This is a genomic window from Streptomyces capparidis (assembly GCF_054782095.1).
On record NZ_BAAGTD010000053.1, the window covers coordinates 20,809 to 42,744 of the forward strand.

Annotated in this window: 18 protein-coding genes and 1 pseudogene; 9 read left to right on the forward strand and 10 right to left on the reverse strand. The window is 70.3% G+C overall.

From position 1 onward, the window contains the following. Positions 1–39: 39 nt before the first annotated feature. Positions 40–2,076 carry an endo-beta-N-acetylglucosaminidase gene (locus ACYVO2_RS31185; protein WP_461011417.1) on the reverse strand — a complete coding sequence of 679 codons (2,037 nt, stop codon included), beginning with the start codon at positions 2,074–2,076 and terminating at the stop codon, positions 40–42. Between the two features lie 426 nt (positions 2,077–2,502). Here ACYVO2_RS31185 and ACYVO2_RS31190 point away from each other — a divergent pair, with 426 nt between their 5' ends. Next, entirely contained in the window at positions 2,503–3,867 is a 1,365-nt protein-coding gene (locus tag ACYVO2_RS31190) for an NHL domain-containing protein (protein ID WP_461011418.1), read from the forward strand. A 548-nt stretch (positions 3,868–4,415) separates the two neighbouring features. Here ACYVO2_RS31190 and ACYVO2_RS31195 read toward each other — a convergent pair. Beyond that, positions 4,416–4,631, reverse strand: a complete 216-nt coding sequence (locus tag ACYVO2_RS31195) for a hypothetical protein (protein WP_461011419.1) — start codon at positions 4,629–4,631, stop codon at positions 4,416–4,418. Positions 4,632–4,954: 323 nt separating this feature from the next. Between ACYVO2_RS31195 and ACYVO2_RS31200 the strand changes: the two genes are divergently transcribed. Then, a complete protein-coding gene (locus tag ACYVO2_RS31200; protein ID WP_461011420.1) occupies positions 4,955–6,205 on the forward strand; it encodes a collagen-like triple helix repeat-containing protein in 1,251 nt (416 codons plus the stop codon). Positions 6,206–6,329: 124 nt separating this feature from the next. Here ACYVO2_RS31200 and ACYVO2_RS31205 read toward each other — a convergent pair whose 3' ends face one another. After that, positions 6,330–6,521: a hypothetical protein gene (locus tag ACYVO2_RS31205; protein WP_461011421.1), complete on the reverse strand. Its 192-nt coding sequence runs from the start codon at positions 6,519–6,521 to the stop codon at positions 6,330–6,332. Between the two features lie 466 nt (positions 6,522–6,987). Then, on the reverse strand, positions 6,988–7,515 hold the full coding sequence (locus ACYVO2_RS31210; protein ID WP_461011422.1) for a hypothetical protein: 528 nt from the start codon (positions 7,513–7,515) through the stop codon (positions 6,988–6,990). A gap of 127 nt (positions 7,516–7,642) precedes the next feature. Here ACYVO2_RS31210 and ACYVO2_RS31215 point away from each other — a divergent pair, with 127 nt between their 5' ends. Both ACYVO2_RS31215 and ACYVO2_RS31220 read left to right on the forward strand, forming a co-directional pair. Continuing rightward, positions 7,643–8,950, forward strand: coding sequence for an AlbA family DNA-binding domain-containing protein (locus ACYVO2_RS31215; RefSeq protein ID WP_461011423.1), 1,308 nt, complete (start codon positions 7,643–7,645; stop codon positions 8,948–8,950). Positions 8,951–9,006: 56 nt separating this feature from the next. Then, positions 9,007–9,684, forward strand: coding sequence for a DUF4238 domain-containing protein (locus ACYVO2_RS31220; RefSeq protein WP_461011424.1), 678 nt, complete (start codon positions 9,007–9,009; stop codon positions 9,682–9,684). Positions 9,685–9,733: 49 nt separating this feature from the next. On the opposite strand, the gene ACYVO2_RS31225 is transcribed toward ACYVO2_RS31220, so the two are convergent. Beyond that, positions 9,734–10,924, reverse strand: coding sequence for an IS110 family RNA-guided transposase (locus ACYVO2_RS31225; protein WP_461011425.1), 1,191 nt, complete (start codon positions 10,922–10,924; stop codon positions 9,734–9,736). Between the two features lie 790 nt (positions 10,925–11,714). On the opposite strand from ACYVO2_RS31225, the gene ACYVO2_RS31230 reads away from it, so the two are divergent. Next, positions 11,715–11,954 (forward strand): hypothetical protein, encoded by a 240-nt coding sequence (locus ACYVO2_RS31230; RefSeq protein ID WP_461011426.1) that lies wholly within the window; start codon positions 11,715–11,717, stop codon positions 11,952–11,954. Continuing rightward, on the forward strand, positions 11,951–12,331 hold the full coding sequence (locus ACYVO2_RS31235; protein ID WP_461011427.1) for a fic family toxin-antitoxin system, toxin component: 381 nt from the start codon (positions 11,951–11,953) through the stop codon (positions 12,329–12,331). The genes ACYVO2_RS31230 and ACYVO2_RS31235 overlap by 4 nt, the downstream gene beginning before the upstream one ends. Before the next feature lie 1,895 nt (positions 12,332–14,226). On the opposite strand, the gene ACYVO2_RS31240 is transcribed toward ACYVO2_RS31235, so the two are convergent. Continuing rightward, complete coding sequence (locus ACYVO2_RS31240) at positions 14,227–14,388, reverse strand: hypothetical protein (protein WP_461011428.1); 162 nt, start codon at positions 14,386–14,388, stop codon at positions 14,227–14,229. 103 nt (positions 14,389–14,491) lie between these two features. Between ACYVO2_RS31240 and ACYVO2_RS31245 the strand changes: the two genes are divergently transcribed. Both ACYVO2_RS31245 and ACYVO2_RS31250 read left to right on the forward strand, forming a co-directional pair. After that, positions 14,492–15,145, forward strand: coding sequence for a class I SAM-dependent methyltransferase (locus ACYVO2_RS31245; protein WP_461011429.1), 654 nt, complete (start codon positions 14,492–14,494; stop codon positions 15,143–15,145). Next, the gene (locus ACYVO2_RS31250; RefSeq protein WP_461011430.1) at positions 15,066–15,542 is read left to right on the forward strand and encodes an ATP-dependent DNA ligase; all 477 of its coding nucleotides are present in this window, start codon (positions 15,066–15,068) and stop codon (positions 15,540–15,542) included. The genes ACYVO2_RS31245 and ACYVO2_RS31250 overlap by 80 nt, the downstream gene beginning before the upstream one ends. Before the next feature lie 1,122 nt (positions 15,543–16,664). Here the strand turns inward: ACYVO2_RS31250 and ACYVO2_RS31255 are convergent. Next, a complete protein-coding gene (locus ACYVO2_RS31255) occupies positions 16,665–17,123 on the reverse strand; it encodes a hypothetical protein (protein ID WP_461011431.1) in 459 nt (152 codons plus the stop codon). A gap of 426 nt (positions 17,124–17,549) precedes the next feature. Between ACYVO2_RS31255 and ACYVO2_RS31260 the strand changes: the two genes are divergently transcribed. Beyond that, positions 17,550–17,807: a hypothetical protein gene (locus ACYVO2_RS31260; protein WP_461011432.1), complete on the forward strand. Its 258-nt coding sequence runs from the start codon at positions 17,550–17,552 to the stop codon at positions 17,805–17,807. A 1,057-nt stretch (positions 17,808–18,864) separates the two neighbouring features. On the opposite strand, the gene ACYVO2_RS31265 is transcribed toward ACYVO2_RS31260, so the two are convergent. The 3 genes and pseudogenes from ACYVO2_RS31265 to ACYVO2_RS31275 form a co-directional block, all read right to left on the reverse strand. Next, the gene (locus ACYVO2_RS31265) at positions 18,865–19,521 is read right to left on the reverse strand and encodes an HNH endonuclease family protein (RefSeq protein WP_461011433.1); all 657 of its coding nucleotides are present in this window, start codon (positions 19,519–19,521) and stop codon (positions 18,865–18,867) included. Between the two features lie 295 nt (positions 19,522–19,816). After that, a pseudogene (locus ACYVO2_RS31270) lies at positions 19,817–20,092 on the reverse strand (poly(ethylene terephthalate) hydrolase family protein); the annotation flags it as partial. Positions 20,093–20,243: 151 nt separating this feature from the next. Further along, positions 20,244–21,074, reverse strand: coding sequence for a hypothetical protein (locus tag ACYVO2_RS31275; RefSeq protein ID WP_461011434.1), 831 nt, complete (start codon positions 21,072–21,074; stop codon positions 20,244–20,246). Positions 21,075–21,936 lie beyond the last annotated feature (862 nt).

Sequence of the window (21,936 nt, forward strand, 5' to 3'; positions counted from 1 at the left end):
ACGCCGGTGGTCACCGGCGCACTCGTCACGCGCGGACGCTCACCGCCATGTGACGTCGGCGGTGGCCAGGGGGCCGGACCGGGCGCCGTGCGGGGCCACGGCCACAACCTCCAGCCGGGTGGTCCGCTCGCGTGCGCGGCGTTGCACTACGGCGTAGTAGATGTCGTTCAAGGTGGCGCCGACGAAGGACGGCCGGCCCTCGTCGAGCCGGCGCACCTCGAAGTGGTGCACGGCCGACGCGGGTTCGGGGGGCGTCCACCGCAGGACCACCCCTGCCGGGTTGGAGTGGGCCTCGACGGCGATGCGCGTGCGGGCGACGGGGGACGGAGTGGGCAGGGGTGCGTCGTAGAGCGCGATCTGGCCGATCCACACCTTGTGGGGCCCGGGCGCCGGGGGCGCGGAACCCGCCGTGCGGGTGCCCAGGCCCAGTTGCACCAGCGTCCGGTCGGCGTGTGCGCCCAGGCTCACGGTCTTCGTCTCCCAGCCGTCCCCGGAGGTCTCCCCCAAGGAGGCGAGCTCGACGAACGTGTGCGGGGCGTCGTCGAAGGCGACGACGGGCCGCAGCCCGGTGTCGCCGGCGGTCGCCGTCCTGACGACGATCGACACCGCGGTCTCCTCGGTGACCCGCACCCGGGTCTGGTACAGGCGCGCGACCACGAGCCCGTCCGCGGGCGTCGCGCTGTCCAGGCGCAGGCAGGTGCCGCCCTCATAGGCGTCGGTGAAGTCGAGCGAGAGCGCCACATGGTCCCTGGGGGAGGTGATCCACCGGTAGGTGGGCAGCACATCCTGAAGCGACAGGTTGCACCACCCCGTGCCGTCGCCCCCCGGGCGCCTGTCGAGGGGCATGGGCTGCCCCTGGGCGTGGTAGGCACCGCCGTGCCCGGTGTTGAAGTTGGTGACGAACGGCAGCTCGCACACGGGAGTGGACTCGGCGATGTAGCGGGCCAGGCCGGTCTGCTGGTTGGCCGCCGAGCCGGGGATGTCGGAGGGGTCACCCCGCTCGCCCACCCACAGGACGGCCTCGTCCCGGTGGAACGCGTTCAGGTCCATCGGGGGCTTGCGCTCGGTCCACTTCTTGCGCTGCAAGTCCCTCATGGAACGCATCTCGGGGTTGAACAGCCCCACCGAGGTGGTGTGCCGCTTCCCCTCGGGGAACGCCCCCGCCGGGCAGCACATGCCCTGCGCCATCTCCAGACCCGCGTACAGGTCGTACGGGCTGCGCCCCAGCTTCCCGGCCGCCTCGGCGGAGTCCGGGAGGCTCCCCTCGGAGGGGGAGACGCACACGGCCTTGCCGCACCACGCGTAGTCGAGGAAGTACGCGTCGTTGACCCGTTCACCGTCCCGCTGAAGGATGTCCGAGGTGTCCTCGGTGAGGGAGCCCTCGGCGTCATACCACACGAAATCGACGGTGCTCTTCCGCTGCGCGTAGGCCAGGCAGTCCCAGAAGCCCTTCCTGATCGTCCCGTCGCTCTTGCTGGTGCCCGTCTCCTCGTTGATGAACCAGCCGTCGAAGCCGTAGTGGCACGCCACCCGGATGAGCTGGTCGATCACCGGGTACCGGCCGCTGTGCTGCTCCTTCTCCACGAACTTCTTCACCCACTCCGGGGGGCAGCCCCTCTCCGCGAAGAAGACGGTCCCGTAGACCTTGACGCCGTTGCGGTGCGCGGCGTCGGTCACCTGCGGGGTCGGCGCCAGAATGATGCCCTCGTCCACCGCGCCGCCCCAGAACACCAGGCTGTCGATGTACTGCCAGTACCCGAAGGCGTAGTGGGTGTGGATGGGCAGGCCCTGGGCGGGGTGGCCGGAGGTGGGGTGGAACACGGCGCAGGAGGTGATCCGGCCCTCCCCGGCCCGGGCGTTGGGGTGGGCCTTGAGCTCGTCGCTCTGCTCCCGCTGGCACAGCGGCACCCGGGAGCGGTTGAACGGCGCCTCGGGATCCTTCTCCGGGGCCCAGTCGAGGATCGACCTGTGGGTACCGGGCTCCGAGGGGAACCAGTACGACGCGTAGGGCTCGTGCCCCAGCGAAGTCCCGGGTGCGAGCCGGACCGCCTCGATCGTCTCGGACGCGCGGATCATAGGGGTGCCCTCCGACAGGGGTGGGGGAAGACGCCGCAGGAGAACCTGACGAACGGGAACGGGGCCGCTTGCGTTCCCCTGCTCGGCACGGAAGAGCGGCAGCCGGCGATCCACCCGGCCACCGCGGGGACCCGCTGCGCCGCCATGCGGACGCGCCGGCCTCACCCATCGAGCGTAGAACCCGCCCGACCCCACCGCATCTCGCGGAACCCGCCGCCCCCCGGCCCCGCCCGCCCGCACACGTACGGCCGCCCGCGGCTGGCCGCACCAGGCAGCCGCGCGCACCGTGGTTCGGGGAACACGCCGCACCCCGGGCGCCCGGCGGGCGCGCATCCGGGGCCTCCCACCGACCACACGCGACCCCGACAGTGGGACATTCCCCTCCGCGAAACAGACGCCGGAGCCGCACCGCGACCAGGAGCAGCAATGACACGCACAGCCGAACTCACCCACGCGACGACACTGCAACCCAAACTCATCCGCACCATCGCCGGCAGCGAACAGGGATTCGGCGGCGACGGCCAGGACGCGACGAAAGCCAAACTCCACCACCCCCACGGCATCGCCGTGGACGAACACAGGAAGGCCCTCTACATTGCCGACACCTTCAACCACCGCGTGCGGAAGGTCTCCGGGGGCATAATCACCACGATCGCCGGCAGCAGCGGCGAATGCGGCTTCAGCGGGGACGGCGGGGACGCCGCGGCGGCCAGACTCTGCTACCCGTCCGGCCTGGCCGTGGACCGCACGACAGGCGACCTCTACATCGCCGACACCGGCAACGCCCGGCTGCGGAAGGTGTCCAAAGGCATCATCACCACGGTGGCCGGCAGCGAGAGACGTGGCTTCGGCGGCGACGGAGGTGAGGCCACGAAAGCAGAACTCGATGCCCCCTCTAGCGTGGCAATGGACCCGAGGACAGGAGACCTCTACTTCGCCGACACATTCACCCACCGGGTGCGCAAGGTGTCCGGAGGTGTCATCAGCACCGTGGCCGGCAGCGGCGACGAGTGCGGTTACGACGGCGACGGCGGAGACGCCAGGCAGGCCAGACTGTGCCGCCCGCAGGGTGTGGCCGTGGACCGCAGGACAGGCGACCTCTACCTCGCCGACACCGGCAACGGGCGCCTGCGCAAGGTGTCCAAGGGCCTCATCACCACGGTGGCCGGCGGCGGCGGCGAATCCGGGATGGGCAAGCCCCACGGCGTCGCGGTGGACCACAGAACAGGCGACATCCACCTCACCGACACCACCAACAGGCGAATCTGGAAGGTGTCGGGGGCCACCATCATCCTGGTGGCCGGCAGCGGCGGTGATTGCGCCTTCGACGGAGACGGCGGAGACGCCAGGAAAGCCAAACTCTGCTTCCCGTCCGGTGTATGCGTCGATCACGGAACAGGAAGCATCCACATCGCCGACATGTTCAACCATCGAATCCGGAAAGTGAGCTACACCGAGTTCACCGGCCGGGACATCCGCGTGACGTTCACCGACACAACCGGCCACGCGAGCACCGAGTTGCAGATCAAACGGAAACCCGCAACCAACTTCACTCTCGCTTCCGGCGACGGCATGGAGCTCTCCATCCTGGAGGGAGTCCCCTACCACACCATCATCCACTCCGGCGAAAACACCACCCCCGCGGGCGGCTCCCTCTACTTCACCTACGACAAGCCGAGAAAGCGAGTAGGCATAGACCACGACGCCACCCGCCCACCTGACAAGGACGGCAAAAAACTCCACTGGCACACAACCAACAGCCCCAACGAATTCACAGCGACCTGGAGATAAGCGCCCTGAGAACAAGATCTCGATCACAGCCACCCAGGCGAGGTCACGGACGACGTTGCCGCTGATCTCATGGTGGCCGGCTCTCTCTGAGAGAACTGGCCACCTCACGAGCAGCTGGTCGATGTGGTTGCCGATGCCTTCCCAGGACCGCGGCCGCCGTCAGCAGGCCGGCGGCGGTCCCGCGCAGCGCGACGACGTAGCGCATGTGTAACCCCGCGTCGCCCGTCGCGCTCCGGCCGGCGCACGAGAATCGACCACCTGGTGCCGCTGGCCGAGGCGTGGGACAGCGGGGCCGGCGCCTAGACCCCCGCACGCCGCGGCTTCTCCCGTGCCCGGCTCACCGTCCCGGGCCCGGCGCAGCGCGGTCAGCACCTCCCGCAGCTCCCAGGCGGGCAGGGAGAGCAGATACAGCCCGCCGGGGGTGAGGTGTTCGGGCATGCCTGCACGGGAGCCTGCCTGCCGGGGGACCTGTCCACCTACCGTGCAGGGGGCCGGACGGGTCGGCGACGGAGCACCGACCGGCCCAGCCGGGCGCATCGCGCTCGGGGTCAGCCTGGCCTCCGCCGACCTGGACTGACCGCGACGGCACCCCAGTGGGCGGTGCAGCGCAGCCCGAGGGCGCGCACGCACGTCTCGGCAGTCCGCTGCCGGCAGGCCGCCGCGATGGAGCTGGCGGGCGCCGGCGACGAGGGGGGCTGGTCCAGGACGTCGGCGGCCGGGAGGAGGACGTCCAGCAGCCGGCTGCCGCGCACCTGTGCGGGCACGTGTGCTGTTCCTGGCGGGTAGTCGGCTGTGCCCCGTCGTCGTGACCGGGCTGGTTCTCTCGCGCACGGCACCGGAGTGCCCGGGGGCGCATGCCGCGGAGGCTGCGGCGTACTGGCGGTTGCACAGCTGTCGCGTGGCTGCAGCCGCCTCCCGGAGATCTGCCTGAGGGCTGCTGGGGTGCCGAGTTGCAGATTCCTGCACATGGCGTTCCGCTGGATGGAGGCGCTGCTATCGGCGCAGGCCAGTCACGCGCCGGCCGCTGCTAAGCCGTGGCTGCCTCAACGACATCATCCTAGCCGGTCCCGATCCGGGGAGTATCACCATGGTCACGATCGTAGAAACCGACACCATCACTCTGAACTGGGATCCTTCGCCTGCTGTCGCCAATAAGAAGGCGATAGTCTCTACGAATGGCGTGGACCCTGCCTTCGATAAATCGGTGACGGTGAAGTCGCAGGCATTCCAGGATCCCGATGCCGGGTACAAGCTGAAGAAAATCGCACCCGGGGAGTGGTCTGGTGAGGTTCCGATCGGCGGTCGGCTCGGAAGGTCGCGAGTCGAGGTGGACTGTGTAGCGAGCAAGGGGACGAGGTACACCTACTACGGCAGTGTCACCGTGGTGTCGGGTGCGGATGACATGTACGAGAAGATCAAGAAGGCCGTCAAAGAATACTTCAAGGAGAACCCCGTTCCCAAGGGAGACAAGGGGGACCCCGGCGAGAAAGGGGCTAAGGGCGACCCGGGGGAGAAGGGCGCGAAGGGGGACCCGGGCGAAAAAGGCGCGAAGGGGGACCCCGGAGAGAAAGGGCTGAAGGGGGATACCGGCGATAAGGGAGACAAAGGCGATCCCGGGGAGAAGGGCGCGAAGGGGGATCCTGGTGAGAAGGGGCTGAAGGGAGATCCCGGCGAGAAGGGCGCGAAAGGCGACCCTGGCGAGAAGGGCACAAAGGGTGACCCCGGCGAGAAGGGGCTGAAGGGGGATACCGGCGAGAAGGGAGCCAAGGGCGACCCCGGCGAGAAAGGCGCCAAGGGAGACCCGGGAGAGAACGGAAAGACTCCCACGCGCGGCGAGATAGAGAAGATAGTAGATGATGTGCTAAAAAAAAGCTACCCTGATCTACTGACCGTTCGACTCCCCACTGTCTATGCCCCTTTCTGGGGTATGACGGATCGCGAGGCTGAGGATCTTTACTGCCTCAAGAAGACAGTCAAGCTGACCTGTCCGCTGTCCTCTCTCGACGGCTGGGACATAGTCAACTGGGATGAAATAGGGATGGGGTGCCTGTTGTGGGCCACGAACTTTTTCGAAGTCGAACCCGGGCTGGGCTGGGAAAAGGACAAGGATAATAAGTGCATAAGAGTGCCGGTCGTCTACAAGGGGGAAGTGAAAGATGCGTACGAGGCCAAGAAGTATCGAAGTCTGCCCCTGGTCGCTTACGTTGACCAGGTGAAAGCCCGCCGCAAGCGATCCAGTGGAACAGTCAGTGGTTATTTCTCGCTACCACCGGAGGCAGAAGTCGCGGTAGTAGCTGTGGGCACCGATGGCTACACCTCGGATGACGAATCGGGTTAGCGCTGCTCGGTGCGGTTGACTGCCTGCCCGTGTCACCAGCACACAGCCACGCGGTGCTGCTGGAGGCGTTCCACGCTGCTCGCGGTGCGCGGCAGGTCGCACCCGCGGCGGGCCGCGCTCGGCGTCAGGTGCCGAGGATCACCCGCACGTCCACGCAGGCCTCGGCGCCGATGGCGTGCCCTTCGCAGACCACGTAGAAGCCGTCGATGACGGGCCGCAGATCGCCTGTGTAGACCAGGACGGTGTGGATGGCCCGCTTCCGGCACCGGGCGGTGACCCGGTCGTAGCCCCACGTGCGCGGGCACTGCGGGTCCACACACCAGGTGCGCCCGCCGGGTGAGCACAGCGTGGGCCCGTGCTCCGGACACACCCCCCACCGCACCGAGCAGCGGCCCGCATCCGTGATGCTGTCGCGCTGCGCCTGCTCGTAGGGCGGGCCGCGGCCGTCTCGGTGCTCACCCTCAGATGGTCCCGCACCCGCAGCGCCGACGACCCGGGATGGCCCGAATCCGGGGTGAGTGGCGGCGAGCCGCGCGGTGGTAGCACGCGGCCCGGGAGCCGGGAGCGCGAACCCTGCCGGGCCGGGGCACTGGCTCCAGCCTGTTGGCGCGCAGAGGGGGTGACGTCCGGAGCGAGCCGGTGGACATGGGGTACGTCGTAGGGGGAGCGTGCGAGCACGGGCGGCGGGTCGCGAGCGAGGCGGGTGTGGGGCATGCGGTGTTCCCGCCGTGTCGCCGCGCGTCTCGTCCCTGCCTCCGCCGTCGCGCTGTCGAACCGTCGGCCTACTCGGGGTTGGCGGCGGGCTGGGCGGGGTCTCCGAGGATCCGCTCGGGCGGCTGGAGCCCGACGCGCTGCCACCACAGACCGGCCGCGTCCAGGTAGTGGATGGTCAGCCTGTGATGGGTCGCATTGAAGGGAGCGATCCCTATGTCGATGCCTGTCTCAAGGCCGTGCTCTGGGTCGAGCAGCGAGCCCCAGCTCTGTACCCGCAGCTCGCAGTGCCGTTGTTCACCGGCCGCTACGTTGCGGAAGACGCGCTGGCCGTCCTCGGACCAGCGGACCGCGACCGGTTGCCCATCGACGTCGGCATCGGCCCTGATGATCCTCAGCTCAAGCAGCGGTTCGGAGCTGTGGTTGAACACCTCTCCCCGTGTCCCCTCAATGGCCGGCACCACCAAGCGCGCCTGGGCTGCCGCTCTGTCGGCCTCGTCCTTCCGCCGCATCCTCACCTCGTGCACGGCCAGCCACAGGGCCACACCCGTAGCTGCCGTCGTCGCGATCGCGCCCGCTGCTTCCCAGAAGTCACTCACGCCTGCATCCTGGCGGTCGGATGTCGCCCACTTCCACCAGAACGACAAAAACAGGGGATCTTCCTAGCTGGGCGAGCTGTCTGCTTCGACCGGTGCTGGAAGAGGCGTTTGAGCTACCGTCCCCCGCATGCTCTATCGCTCACGGCGCCTGGAGGCGCTCTTCGGCAGCCCGCTCGACAGCGTCTCCTACGGCGATCTGGCCGCGCTGATCGGCAAAGTGGAAGCGGCCGAGGCGGAGGACCTGGACTACAAGCAGGAGGCGCCGACGGCCACCCAGGAGCAGAAGGCGGAGTTCGCCAAGGACGTGGCCGCGTTCGCCAACCACATCGGCGGCGTACTGGTCATCGGCATGGCCGACGTGCGCGGCGTGCCCTCCAAGGCGATGGACGCCGACGTCTCCGACGCACACCAGCGCCACCTGCACCAGGTCGTCGCCCGCTACACCGCGCCCGTCGTCCGCTTCGCGATGCGCGCGGTGCCCAACCCGGACCCCCAGGCGCAGGGACGCGGGTTCCTGCTGATCGCCGTCCCGCGCAGCCCCCATGCCCCGCACGCGATCACCGCACCGCTGACGAAGAAGACCAAAGAGGTACTGCTGTACCCGCGCCGCGCCGCCTCCAAGACCGACTGGCTCACCGAGACCGACGTCGCCACCGCCTACCTGCGCCGCTTCACCGCGGCCGCCGACCGCATCCAGCGCCTGGCCACGGCCGAGCGCGAGCTCCTCGCCGCCCTGCCGCCCAGCAACGCGCCGCACCTGATCGTCTCGCTCACCCCGGAAGTCCCCGGAGAGATGACCATCAACCGCGACACCTTCGACCGGCACCGGGAAGAGCTGCGCAACACCACCATGCTCGCCGACGCGGAGCCCCTCTTCACCGACGTGCACATAGGCTCGCGACGACTCATCGCATCCGGCGGCCAGCCGCACGGTCTCGTCTACGCTCAGGGCCACCTGCACCGCGACGGAACCGGATCCCTCGCCCTGCGCCTGCCACCTCGTGTGGACACCGACGACAACAAGCAGTTCCACTGGGTAGAACTCGACACGCTGGTGTGGTCCCTGCGATCCGCACTGCACGTCCTGGGCGGACATGCCCGCGACCGCACCGGAGCCACCAGCACCGCGATCCTCAAGGCTGCCGTCGTCGACGCTCCCCACTCCCACCCGCAAGGCCCACCCAAACCCAACATGCACCCCCATGCTGCCCCTGCGCATCGACACGTTCAGCGCTGGAACCGGCAGGCGGCTGGCCCGAAGCACCCAGACCTGCGCCCACGCCGACAGCGAGGCCGCGGCGCTCCTAGACGACCTCGCCGAGACCTCATCTGGTTCGACGAACGCCGCCTCCCTGCTGGCAGACGAGCTCGTGCAGGCCTTCGGTATTGCCGAAGCCGCTCCCCAGCACCGGAGCCGGACAACTTCGCAACCTGAATAGGGAACCGCCGAATCCGCTGTCGCGAAATCTGCACCCCTGTCACCCTGGCGCAATGCAACCGAACAACAACGACGACCTCCCCGCCGACACCCTGCTGAGCATCGGCGCCGTTGCACCGCACGCCCACGACCGAAGAACACGCCAACACCTCGTGTCCCAAGTCCTTCTGCACAGATTCACCGCGCCCGGCCCACAAGGCAACCGACTCTACCCATTCGACCTCGATCACCCGGAAAGGCGCCACAAGCTGAAACCGCCCAGTTCCGTGGCGTTCATCGAAGACTTCGTGCGCTACGCCTCCGCCTCCCTGGAGGAGCTGTGGGGCAGGACGGAAAGCGCGATGCGCGACGTATTCGAGAGCATAGAAAGAGGCGATACGCTGAACGACCCTGCGAAGATGGTAACGCTCAAGGACTTCCTCGCTCTTCATTTCGTCAGATCCCACCACTATGCGGACAAGTTCACGGATATATACAAGACGACCTATCAGCAGCACAGGCGTCAACTCCTCGAAACCGGCGGGGGCCAGATGCTACTGCGGCTGGCGTCCCTTCAGGAGTTCGGTCTCGATATAACCGGGCCGGATGGCCTAGCTGCTCGCTTCGACCAGCTCACGGCACCCACCGTCCGAGCCTACGAGAGCGGAGCGCTCTTCCGCGTGCATATCGAGGAAGGCTTCCACAAGGTCCGTAAGTGGATCGAACAAATGGTGCCGAGCCGGAAATACTAAGGGCGGCCACGGGAGAGTTCCTGATCGGAGACACATCCCAATGTTGAAGTCAAGCCGCTGCCGTGACAGGTGGTGTGGCTTGGTAGCACGCCCCGTCACGGAGCATGGCCCACAAGACGTTCAACCTTCGACGTGCGAGGGCCAGCACCGCTTGCTTGTGCGCCTTGCCCTCGCTCCTCTTGCGGTCGTAGAACGCACGCGATGCCGGACAGCACCGCAAACTCACCTGGGCAGCCAGGTACATGCTCCGCAGCAGCCCTCGGTGGTAGCGGCGAGGTCGGCGCAGGTTGCCGCTGATGCGGCCGGAGTCGCGGGGTTGTGGAGCCAGGCTGGCGAAGCCGGCCAGGCGGTCTGCGGTGCCGAAGCAAGCCATGTCGCCACCGGTGGCGGCGATGAACTCGGCAGCAAGGCGAGGGCCCATGCCGGGCATGCTGATGATTACTTCAGCGTGTGGATGCTCGCGAAACCGCGCCTCGATGAGGGCGTCGAGCTCGGCGATCTCCTCATCAAGGGCCATCACCCCCTTCGCGAGCCGAATGACCATCGCCGCGGCCAGCCTCTCGCCGGGCAGGGCTGTGTGCTGGGCCTCGGCGGCCTCCACGGCCGTCTTGGCGAGTGCGGCGGCGCCGCGGATCTTGCGGTTCTTCAGCCACGTCTCGATGCGCTTGGCGCCTGCACGGCGGATGACGGCTGGGGTCTGGTACCCGGTCAGCAGCATCACCGGTCCATGGTTGGTGAGGTCCAGCGACCGCTCCAGGGCTGGGAAGAGCTCCAGCAGCTGGGCCCGCAGGCGGTTGATCTGGCGGGTGCGGTCGAAGACCACGTCCAGTCGCCTGGACGTGAGAATGCGCAGGTCAACGGCGATCTCGTCACCGGGCCGCAACAGACCGAGGTCGCGGCGGACGCGGGCCTGGTCAGCGATGACGAAGGCGTCCTTCGCGTCCGTCTTCCCCTCGCCCCGGTAGGTGCCCGAGGCGCGGTGGACGGCGAACCCGGTGAGGTAGGCGACGGGCTGGTCGTGATTGAGCAGGAGGCCGATCAGCAGTGCGGCACCGCCCCGGTTGAGGTCGATGGCCCACAGCACGTCGCCCGATATCTCCAGGACGTCCCCGATCAGCGTCAGCAGCTCGGTCTCGTCGTTCTTGACGCGGCGGGACAGCAGCCGCTTGCCTTCCGCGTCGATCACCACCGCGTGATGGTGCGTCTTGCCGATGTCCAGCCCGGCCCAGATCTGGGGCACGGGTCACCTCCGCCGCTTCATCGTCGTTCACCGATCCCGCAGACGACCTCGCCGACGTGGTCTTACACCAGCGATCAGCGTCGCGTCTCCCAATTGGCGGTCGAGTCGTCGCGGGGCTCCGGGCGGCCATGTGTCTCAAGCCGTCGAACGGCACCTACATGACAGCCATACCCGAAGCCCCTGGGCCCTCCGATCTTACGAATGACCAGATCAAGCCCACGACTTGAAAGGTAAGACGCCTGCTATGACTGTCGCTTTCCGCGAGAGCGGGTGGGAATACGGGATGGCGCTCGGCGACGCACACACACTACTTATGCCTCTCGGGCCCCGTTATATGGTGGCGTTGGGGGAAAGTCCCGCCATGGAGACTGTCCGCGAAGAGCTCCTGCTGAGGGTGAACAAGGTCCAAGTCATGGCGGCGAAGAGGTTCGTGTACTTTCGGCCCTCTGAGCGGCAGAGGGACTTCGTTATGCGCTGCCTGGGAGATCGCGGCTAAGGGGGAGAGATCTGCATAACAAGCAGCGATCCCTGGGCCCATCCGCCGACGCTGACCTCAATTGCCACGATGGCTGGCCGCCAGTGCGTAGGCGGATCAGTTACAGGCACGTGCGTACGTGCTCGTGCTGCCTTGCTGGCCAGCCATCCGCCGAGGGCGCCGGGTGCGTCCGCCTACCTCGAAGCTTCAGCATGTTATCGGTGGAAACGATCATGCTGGCGGGTGGCCAGTCGGCGCGGCGGCGCACCCGTACGCGCCCCCTGCGCCCCGGTAACACCTGTTACCATCGGGGGTATGGGTAAGACACAGATCGGTGCCCGGGTCGACGACGAGATCGTGGAGCTGGCCAGGGCACGCGCGAAGGAGCTCCAGGTCCCAATCGGGGACTACCTGGCCCGGCTGGTGCTGGACGACGTCAGCGGCCTGCGGGAGCGCGCCCTGGAGGCGGCCCGCCGCTTCCTGGACGAGCACCAGGGCGTCTTCGACGAGGCCGAGGAAGCCGACCACGGCTCTGCGGGGGCGCACGCCGCGTGAGTGACCCGCACATCGACGTCCCCTGGATCCTGCAGGTCGCCGAGATCGCCGGGACGGGCGACCCCGCACCCGACGACTATGGTCTGCCGGTGGCCGCCGTCGCGGGCCACCGGGCCGAGCTCCTGGGCCGGCCCGTGTACGACGGCCCCTACGCCCGCGCGGCCGCCCTGGTCCACGTCCTGGGCCGCTGCCGCTGGCTGGAACGCTCCAACCTGGCCGTCGCGGCCGCCACCGGAGTGATGTACCTCGAGGCCTGCGGCATCACCGTCAAGCCCACCCGCGACGACGCCGTCGCCCTGCGCGACCTGCTGCGCGACCGAGCCTGCACCGCCGCCAAGATCGCAGCCGTCCTGAAGAGCTGGCCCACGACAACCTGACGGCCCGCACTGCCGGGCCGCTCCATGCGCAGAAGCAAGCGAGGTGCCCCACAGCCGCTTCCTGCGCGTGGCCCGGCGCCTCGTGATGTCCCTTGCGCCCCGGCGCGAGGGGCGAGGGGCGAGCGCTGCGGACATGGCGGGCGGCCGCTACCCGCCACCCGCCGGCTGTGGCGATAGCAGCTTCTCGCGCCAGGCGCAGTCGGCCACCGCTGCGCAGGTGTCGCCGCGGTCGGCAGCTTGCCGGAGCAGGGCCTCAGCGCTCGCCTGGTCCCCGGCCTCCTCCCGTATCACCGCCGGGGTGCGCAGGGTGGTGGTGCGCGGGCACCCGCTCCCGGCGGCACCGTCACCCCGCCGGGGGCCGCTCCGGCCGAGGCCGGAACGGTGACCGCCGACGCGGACGGCCCCTGCACCTCCCCCTTCACTGTCTGCGCCTGCACCGCCGTGCGGGTCGGCGCGGGCACAGCGGCGACGGGTTCGTGCTCGTGCTCGTGCGTCTGCGCGGCTGCGGACAAGCACTCCGCGACCTGCGGCGAAAGCCGGTGAACCTGCCGACGCAGCCCTTCGAGCCGCTCCAGGACGACTTCCCCCGGTGCGCCGGGGCCTGCCCGAACAGGTCTGCCAGCCGACGACCGTCGCACTGCCCCTGCACCCACCGGCGCTGAAGCTGCCCCCAACTGATCGACCTCGGCCAGGACCCGGCCCCGCCGCTCGACACCGGCCTCGATCCGCGCCAGCACCTCTTCCAGGCCCACAACCGGCACAACGCCCTGGCCGCGCGCCGGACACGACCGCCCACGCACGGCCACCTGGCCGTGTCCACCCCACAGCAACCGGGAGTCAACGAACGAAGCGATGCAGCGAGCCCTCAACCGGCACTGCGGCCAGCCCTCCAGGGGAGGAAGCCCACTTTGCGCCGGCCCCGGGCCGGGCCGCCCGCGCTCGTCTCCCGCCTCTCAGTCGAAGAGGCCCAGTTGGTCCAGGACGTCGAACTGCTCCCGGGTGAGGCGTTCACGCCGGGTGCGCATGTCGCTGCACCACCCCCCGAGCCGCACCGCCGCCTTCCTGTCCACCTCCGCCCCGGTCCCCGTCGGCTGCCCGTGCCTCTACGTGTCCGTGGGGGACGTGTACGTGTCCCTTTTCGGTCCCGGACCGTCGCAGCGCCTCCACGCCCCGCTGGAAGGGTGTCGGTGCCGCCGGTGCGGCCTTGGCGGCGCTCGTCGCCGTCCCGTCCGCGGCGCCGCGGGCCTGCTCCCGGGCGGCGGGTTGGGTGCCGGGCTTCTCCAGTCCCTCGCGCTGGCCGGACTGGAGCTTGGTCCACACCGTCGGCTGCCGCTCCCCGCCGCTGCTCACTCCGCTCTCGGCCCACCGCCCACCGCCCACCGGCCGGGCCGCCCGTCCCCTCGTCCCTTGTTCCAGCCACCGCCCGACGTCGACGCCGTTTACCGTCACTGTCGGCAGCATCTCCGCCACAGCGGCCCCGCCGTCCAGGCACTGCCGCAGCATGGCGTAGTGCCGCTGCCAGTCGATGGGCCAGCCGGGCCGGCCGCCGGTCCGGGTCCGACGCGGCGACCTGCGCCGCGCGGCCCGCTCGGGGGAAGGACCCCGAGCGACCTGCGCCGCGTGGCCTGCTCGGGGTCCTTCCCCGGCCTGCCCTCCCGGCGAGGGTTCGGGCCGGCCCGAACTCGCCCCGGATGGTGCGGTCACTCCTCTCGCTCGGTGCGGTCACTGCTGTTGCTCGGCCTTCACCCCGGTGTGGAGGGAGACGAGGGTCGCGGTGATGCCCTTCCTGTCCAGACCGCCCGTGGGCAAGGTGGCGCCGTGGGCGTGGGCGACGATGCCCCCGGAGTCGATGAGGACACTGCCGGACTGCCGTACCGCTCCGAACAGTCCCCGGCTCAGGCCGACCCTTGCGTGGGGGCGTCGCTGTGGCCGGTGAGCACGGTGAACGGGATCCGGTATGCTTCCTCCCACGCCGCCGCTGTCTGCCGGTCCTCGGGCGCCGCGAGGAGCACCTCGACGTTCGCGGCCGTCCACTCCGACAAGGCACTGCCCGCCATCCGCTGACCGTGGCATGCCAGCCCTCCCACGCGAGTTGACCACACCGCGCGCCCGGCGCGCGCGGCCCGGCTCGCTGTCGGTGGCCCCTGAGAGGATCACCGGATGACGAACTCCGCCGCTATCACGGCCTACTGGGACGCCGCCGCCGACACCTTCGACGAAGAACCCGACCACGGACTCACCGCCACACCCACCCGCGCCGCCTGGGCCGCCCGCCTGTCCTCCTGGCTGCCGGCCAACCCAGCGAGCGTGCTGGACGTGGGCTGCGGCACCGGCTCCCTGTCCAAGCTCGTCGCCGAAGTCGGCCACCAGGTCACCGACGTCGACCTCGCGCCGAAGATGGTCGAACGGGCCCAGGCGAAGCTGCGGGCGGCCGGATTGAAGGGCCGGTTCCTCGTCGGCGACGCCGCCAATCCGCCCACGGGCGACGAGCGGTACGACGTCCTGCTCTCGCGGCACGTGGTGTGGACCCTGCGCGACCCACAGGCAGCCCTTCGCCAGTGGACCGCTCGTCTCCGCCCCGGCGGCGTGCTGATTCTGGTCGAAGGACGCTGGCGCGAAGCCGGACAGAGCGGCGTCCCCTACGTCGCAGGCGCCGAAACCCTGCCATGGTACGGCGGCATCACCGCCGAAGACCTCACCGCCGCCGTACGCCCGCTCGTCGCTGACCTGCGAGTTGAGGACCTCAGCAACGACCCCGATCTGTGGGGCGGCCCGGTCACCGACGAACGCTACGCGCTCATCGCCTGCGTCTGACCAACCTCTCTGCAGCGCGGTACCCAGCATCATTGACACCGGGCTGCAGTGGCTCCATCCCTCACGAACCCGCCGCGCAAGCAGCCTGGAACGGCTGATTACGCACCAGTTCCCTCCTCAAGCAGGGCGAGAATCCGCGAACTCGCGCGCTTTCGCCTTCGACCTCCTCGAGCACCAGGGCGCCGTGCTGCTGCGCTCGCCCTACCGGCGGCGCCGCGCCGCCTTGGGAGAGTTGTTCGCCTCCCGCGGCCTGGCCGCGCAGTGGGCGCTGTCCCTCGCCGACGCTGACCCTGTCCGGGCGCGGGAGTGGATCGAGCAGTGGGCGGCGGTGGGCGTCGAGGGCGTGGTCGCCAAGGGCGCCGCGCAGACCTACCAGCCCGCCGCCGCGGTTGGCTGAAGATCCGTTCCCGACACACCACCGAAGCTCTCATCGGCGCCATAACCGGCCACCCCACCCACCCCACCACCCTGCTCCTGGGCCGCTGGGACACCGTCGGCCTGCTGCGCCTGGTCGCCCGCACCACCCCGCTCACCGACACCGTCGCCGGCGATGTCGCCCGCGTGCTTGCCCCGGCCGGGCCTTCCCACCCCTGGTGCGGGATGCGGATCACCGGCCGGTGGGGCAGCCGCGAGCCCCTGGCCTTCCAGTGCGTGGAGCCCGCCGCGGTGGTGGAGTTCTCCGGCGACACCGCTGTCGACACCGGCCGCTGGCGACACCCGGTGCACGCGCTGCGGCTACGCCCGGGACCCGCTGTCCGGGGCCTTGCACGCCTCGGCCACCACGACGGGCACCAAAATGCCGAGCAGCGGGGCCGAACGCGGATGTGCCGGTCCGACCAGGCCCGTTAAAAGACAAGGTCAGTGCCTGTTCTCGAACTCCGACTGGCCGCACCTCACGGCCTTCGGTACGAAATATCGCGTGAAGAGGGAGCTGGCCGCGGTGGGCGCCGTGCTGGAGGGAATGGCGGGCCCGGCTTGTCAACTTTCGGTGGCTGGCGGCTGCGTCCTGGACCGCACTCGTCCGCGAAGCGGACACGGGCACGCGTGGGCAGGATCGGCGGGCGTCGGTTCCCGTGGCCGCCGATCGGCGGTGCCAGCGGGTGGTGATCAGTGGGTGATGGTGGCGAGCAGGTCCTTCAGCCGGCGTCCCGCGCTGCTGCGCCCCCCGGGCCGTGGTGTCAGGTGGTGGCCCCGGAAGGGCTGCGCTCGGCCCTTACCTCCGTGCCGGGCCCCGTGCGCGGGGTGCCCCTCCGCGCGTGCCGTCCTGCGGGGCCGCTGCGGACGCAGGGCCCCGCGTCGAGTGCGTTCCGGCGGCCCTCGCGGCGCGGCCGTCAGCCGGGTGTTCCGCGCCCGAGCGGCTGCCGCTGCCCGCCGGAGTTAGGCCCGACCTGTGCCGACCCGACCTGCGCTGCCCGGGCGAGGCCGGGTGCCTGCGCCGCGGCCGCGTCCCGGCACGGTCGGGGGAGCCCCGCCCCATCCGCGCACAGTGACCGGGAAACCCGGGCGGTGCTGCTGCCGCTCATCGCCCGGTGGCGGCTGGATCGCGGTGCTGCCACGCCAGGACGGAAAGCAGGAACGCGGCCGCCGCCAGCCCGAGCGCCACGGGGTTGACGTAGCCCGGGACAGCGGCGGTGTAACCGCCACCGTCAATGGCGCACACGAAGCGCACAGGCAAATATCCGATGCGGTACCCATCCACCTGCGCCGCCGCGTCCTTCCCTCCCGCCTCGACGCACGTCGGGAACGGAACCGAGCCCGTACCGCCGTCCTCCGCCTCCACAACCGCGCCGGCGACATGCAGGGCGCCCCACACGTACACGGTGATCGCCGCAGCGCCGACCAGGCAAGCCAGACCGCGCAGTCGCACGCCCGCGTCGGCTGGTGTGCGGCCGTGCCACGACAAGATGCTGCACCCGTACCCGGTCAGAACGAAGACGGTGATCACACCACTCAAAATGATCAATAACAGCAACGCCACAACGCCCACTGTCCCCTCACGACAGACCACCGCGCCAGCACGGGACCGGGGCAGATGATCCGGTCGAACGCAGGCACAGCGCGGTGATGCTCCGCCCGGCGTCCGGCTCTGCGCTGGCCCCCTGGGTCGTTGTGCGGTGCCGCGGCCCGGGTGTGCTTCGCGTGTGCTGCCCCTGCGGCGCTGCCGCGGCTGCCGTGGCGGTGTCGGTCCGCGGCTGCGGGGCTCCGTGTCGGGTGTGTCCCGGCCGCCTTTCCCTGTTCGGGCTGCGGGCAAGGTGCTCCGCGCGGGACGTCGTTCGCCGGTCCGGGCGTGCCCCGGGCCGACCACTCCGGCCGGCCGACGGGCCCCGTAGGGATGGCATCCTGCGACAGGTGCTGCGGGCTGGCTGTGATGGTCTGTGGCTGCGGGATGCGCCGAGGAGGGGCGATGTCGCGGGATGCGTCGGCGGGGCAGTCGGAGGCTGATGCTCGGGCGCGGGAGACGGCTGTCAGGCGGGTGGTGTCGCAGCGGTGGACGGTGGAGGCCGGGCGCGGGGGAGTGTGGCTGCCGGTCGAGGGGCCGTTGGACGACCGCGACGCCGCGCTGCGGGCCCTTGCCTGGCGCCGAGAGCTGGCCCCGCCGTCGGTGGTGCACCGCCTGCAGTGCGAGCGGACCACGGTCGAGACGATGGTCGAGGACGCCTGACCCCTACGCCTGCCTCGAGCCCACCGGCTCGCCCGCTCGCCCTCGTCCCCGCACACGCCCTCAGCTCCTTCCCCGTTTGGGCCCAGGTCTTGGCCACCTCACCCTCCGACCCTGGGCCCACGCGGGGAGATGCTGTCGGGTGGAGTCTGTCGGGCTCCAGGGCGTCGCGGGCCCGGTGCCCCGGGGCGTGTGCGCCCGGTCGCACCGCTTCGTGCCTGAGCGTTCGGCGCGCGCCGACCACCCCGCCTGGCCGCACGAGCGGCAGCTGACCGCAAGAGGGGCGGCTCCGACCCGGCGCGCAGTGGGGCGCCACGACAGCCGTGCCCTCCTCACCGCTGGCGTACAGCGCTGCGCAGCGCCTCGTACCAACTCACGACAAGCCATCGCAGCCTCCACAACCAGCCTGCGCGCCTTCGCCGGGGCCGAGGCTGCGGCTGCGGACTGGACGGGCTGCCCACCGGCGAAGGAGGGGTCCGGACCCCGAGCGCCCTGGTGTGCCCGCCGCCTCGGTGCAGGTGGCAAAAGCCGTTCCACCCGGCCGGGTTCCCGCATGCGTGACCTCGACGAGTGACACCGGCACAACGCCCCATGACCGGAGTCTGACAGAGCCGGCACGGCGAAAGAAGCCACCCGGTGACGTCGCTTGCCCCACCCCACATGAGCCCATGAACCGGTAGGACGCCTCCGCACTGGCCGGTAACGGGGCCGCCTCGCGCAACGGCACCCCGACCTTCGCCCACCCGGGTACCGGTCACGCCATCTGCGCAACCCGACCGCCGGCGATCTCCCAGGCTGGCGCCCTCAGTCCGTCAACCCCCACCGAACCGCAGCGCGGGCTCGACTCGAGCCGATCGGCTGCCGGGCCTACCGTGTATCAGCCTCGACAACACACAGGCGCTGCGTCCCGCGAGGACACAGGAACAGCACACAGGGTGGGATGCCCGTTGCGCTCCTTGGGTGGCTGACAAGCGACCTCCTGGCACCTTGGGAACGGACCTGCGGAAGCCGGGTCTGCGTCCCTGCGGCCGGTGCGGCCAGGTGCGCCAGATGCTGCCGGTCAGGTGGGGGTGGTGATGGTGACGGGGACGTTCGGGCAGTCGGCCGCGAGCTGGGTGAGGGTGTGGTGTTCGGCGGGGTCGGCGGTGAGGTCCCAGCGGTGTTTGATGGCGGTCCAGTCGGTGATGTAGTGGCACACCACCTCCTGGTTGGGCAGCCAGTCGGTCGGGTCCTGGTCCGCCTTGGACCGGTTGGAGCGGGCGGTGACCGCGACCAGCGCCCTGCTGTCGCCGAGGTCGTTGGCGTAGGCCTCGCGGCGCTTGGCGCTCCAGGCGCCGGCCCCGCTGTCCCACGCCTCGGCGAGCGGCACGAGGTGGTCGATGTCCAGGCCGCGCGGGCCGGTGACCTCGGTGTCGTCGTACCAGGAGTGCCAGGTGCCCCCGGTCAGGGTGCAGCGGCCGGTTACCTGCGGCGCCTGTACGGCTTCCTCCAGCAGAACCTCGTTGCGGGTGCTGCATCCGTCGCCGTCGGCGTCGACCCAGTGCCGGAACGCGGTGCGCACATACCCCGCCCGGCTCTCCTCCGCGACGGGCAGGCTGGCCACCGCGGTGCGCAGCGGCATGGAGTCGGGTTCGGCGTGGGCGGGGGCGGGCAGGACGGCGAGACAGGCGGCCGCCGCCGCAGCGGCGGCCAGGGCGGCGTGGCGTGTGGTCTTCATCCCGGATGCATGAGCCGCCGCGCCTGCTGGTATGCGCGTGGCCGCGGCCGGCCACCCTTCCGGGTGGCGCGCGGATCTGGTGTGCGGGAACGCGGCGCGGCCGGGTGACCTTGCAGCGCGGCTTGGCGGGGCCGGGGAAGCAGGTCTCGTGCGGGGTCGCCCGGCGCTGAGGACCGGCCGCAGGAAGGACGCCGTGTCTCAGCCGATGGCGATGAAGGAGAATCCCCGGTCGGCGTAGTTGTTGCTGGAGTCGCCTGTTACCAGGCGTGCCCGTGCCGGTCGGTCTTCCAGACCACGAGAGCAGCGCGGCCCCGGCGCCCAGGGAATACCCGGCCACGGCCAGCCGGGAGGCGTCGACGCGATCGGCGAGCGCGCTGCGCCGGGTCAGGTGGTCCAAGGCAGCCAGCAACTGCTTCCCGCTGCTCTCGGGCATGTCCAGGCGGGTGAGGGTGTCGAGGGCGAAGACCACGAACCCGTACGAGGCCCGATGGGAGGCCAACGCGGCCAGGTCCGTGTGGGGACCGAGGAAGCCGGGCGCGAGGGCGACAGCCCCCCACCGTCTCCCGTCCACGGTCGAGGGTGGAAGACGGCGCTACCGCCGCCCGCCCGACGAGACCGCACCGGAATCGGGAAGACTTCCGCGGCCGCGCCCGGCACGCCCACCGTGTGGCGGGTGCGGTGCCGTCACCGCCCCCGGTAGGCAGCTGACCCGGTGGACCCGGTCAGGTGTGCATTTGCATGGGGTAGCCCATGTCGTCGATGTCGCGGAGCACGCTGACGGCGAGCATGACCGCGGTCACGGCGTTGACCGAGGTGTACTGGGTGGCCGCGGCTGCGTGAGCCGTGGCGTGGCGGTTGAAGCGCCGGGGGACCGGGGCCGGCGGCCAGAACTCCTCAAGCGCCTTCGGAAACGGCAGGAACGCGGCTGCCTCGCGGAACTGGCGGATCGTGGAGTCGTCTTCCACGGCCGGGATGCTCCGCAGGACCTTGCGGTAGCCGGGCCACCTGCCCTCCTGCTCGATCCAGTCGGGGTTGGCGAGGGTCAGACCACGCACGAGGGTGTCCCACACGTTGGCAGCCAGCGCCTGCGCGCCGCTGAACATGCCGCGCTCAGCCATGTGCACGCAGTCTTCCAGCAGCGCCTTCTGCGCGGTGAACTGCGCATCGGCGACGGCCGCGAGAGCCGTTGCACAGGAGGCGAGGATGGTGGGGCGGCAGTCATCGATGACCTGCGCACGGGAGGCTGTGTCGTCGGCGGCGATCAGTTGCCGGATGACGTCGGCCGGAGGTACCCAGGCCAGCGGGATGCCCTCCTGCATCAGCGGGATCATCTGCGAGTAGGCGAGGCGGCTGCCCTGCCAGTTGGCGGGCATCATCGCGTCCAGACGTTCCAGCACCGGCTGCAGTGGCGCGATGGCCCCAGCGAGATTCAGATTCTCCAGCGCCGGTATGCGGATCTTCACCGTCGGCACAACAGCCGCTGCGACGGCCCGCCGGATGTTCTCGGTGGCCGCGGCCAACATCTCCGTCAGCGGCTGCTCGAAGGTGCTCATCCTGGTTGCCCTCCCTGGTGCGTTCGAGCATCATCCGACACGCAGGCGTTGACCGGCAGACGTTGGAGGGCTTCCACTTTGCCCCACCGCAACCTGCCCTTCACCGTCGCCGCCTGATCGGGACGCCCGGCCGCACCCTCCTGCCCGCCGGATCACCGAAGTACGGTGCTCCGCCCCAGGCCGCAGCCTGCTGCCCGACCTCGCCGCCGGTCTGGGCCACCCGCTCCCGCGCGGCGCCGACGCCGGCGTCTTGGCGACCGACCGCCTGCTGCGCGGCGTCCCGCTTCTGGTCATCACCGGCGCCCACCGCCTGCGTCCCGCCCGCACGCCGCGCACCTGCCCGGCGGCGGTACTGCACGACATCACCCGCCACGCTCCAGCCACCCTGCTCGTCCTCGTCGGCACCGGCACCCGGCCACGCTGGCAGCGATGCCGGCTCTGGCTCCTTCCTCGGCCACGCCACGTTCTACCGGTCCGGAGGCCCGTGCCTGCCCCACGCTCGCACCCGACGCCACGGGAAGCAGTACCGAACCACGGACGCCTCCCACGCAGACGGCGGGCATGACCCAGACCGGCCTGGCCGAGTGGGGCGTCGGCGGCCCGTCCGAGGCCTGGTCGTCATGCAGGCGCTGCTCGCGGCCTAGGAGGGGAACGAGGCCACCTCGAGCCACGTCCTGGCGTGCCTGAACCGGATGGGCCCTGCCGCGGTAGCGGCCCTGCCTCGTATGCACGCGGAGCTTGCCCTCCTGCGGCGCGGCGGGCGGTTCTCGAGCATCGAGGTGACGAGGAATTGCAGCGCACCGCCCGCGCCATCCTCATCCGGTTCGCTTGAAGCGGGCCGGCCTTTCAGCGTCGTGGCCGG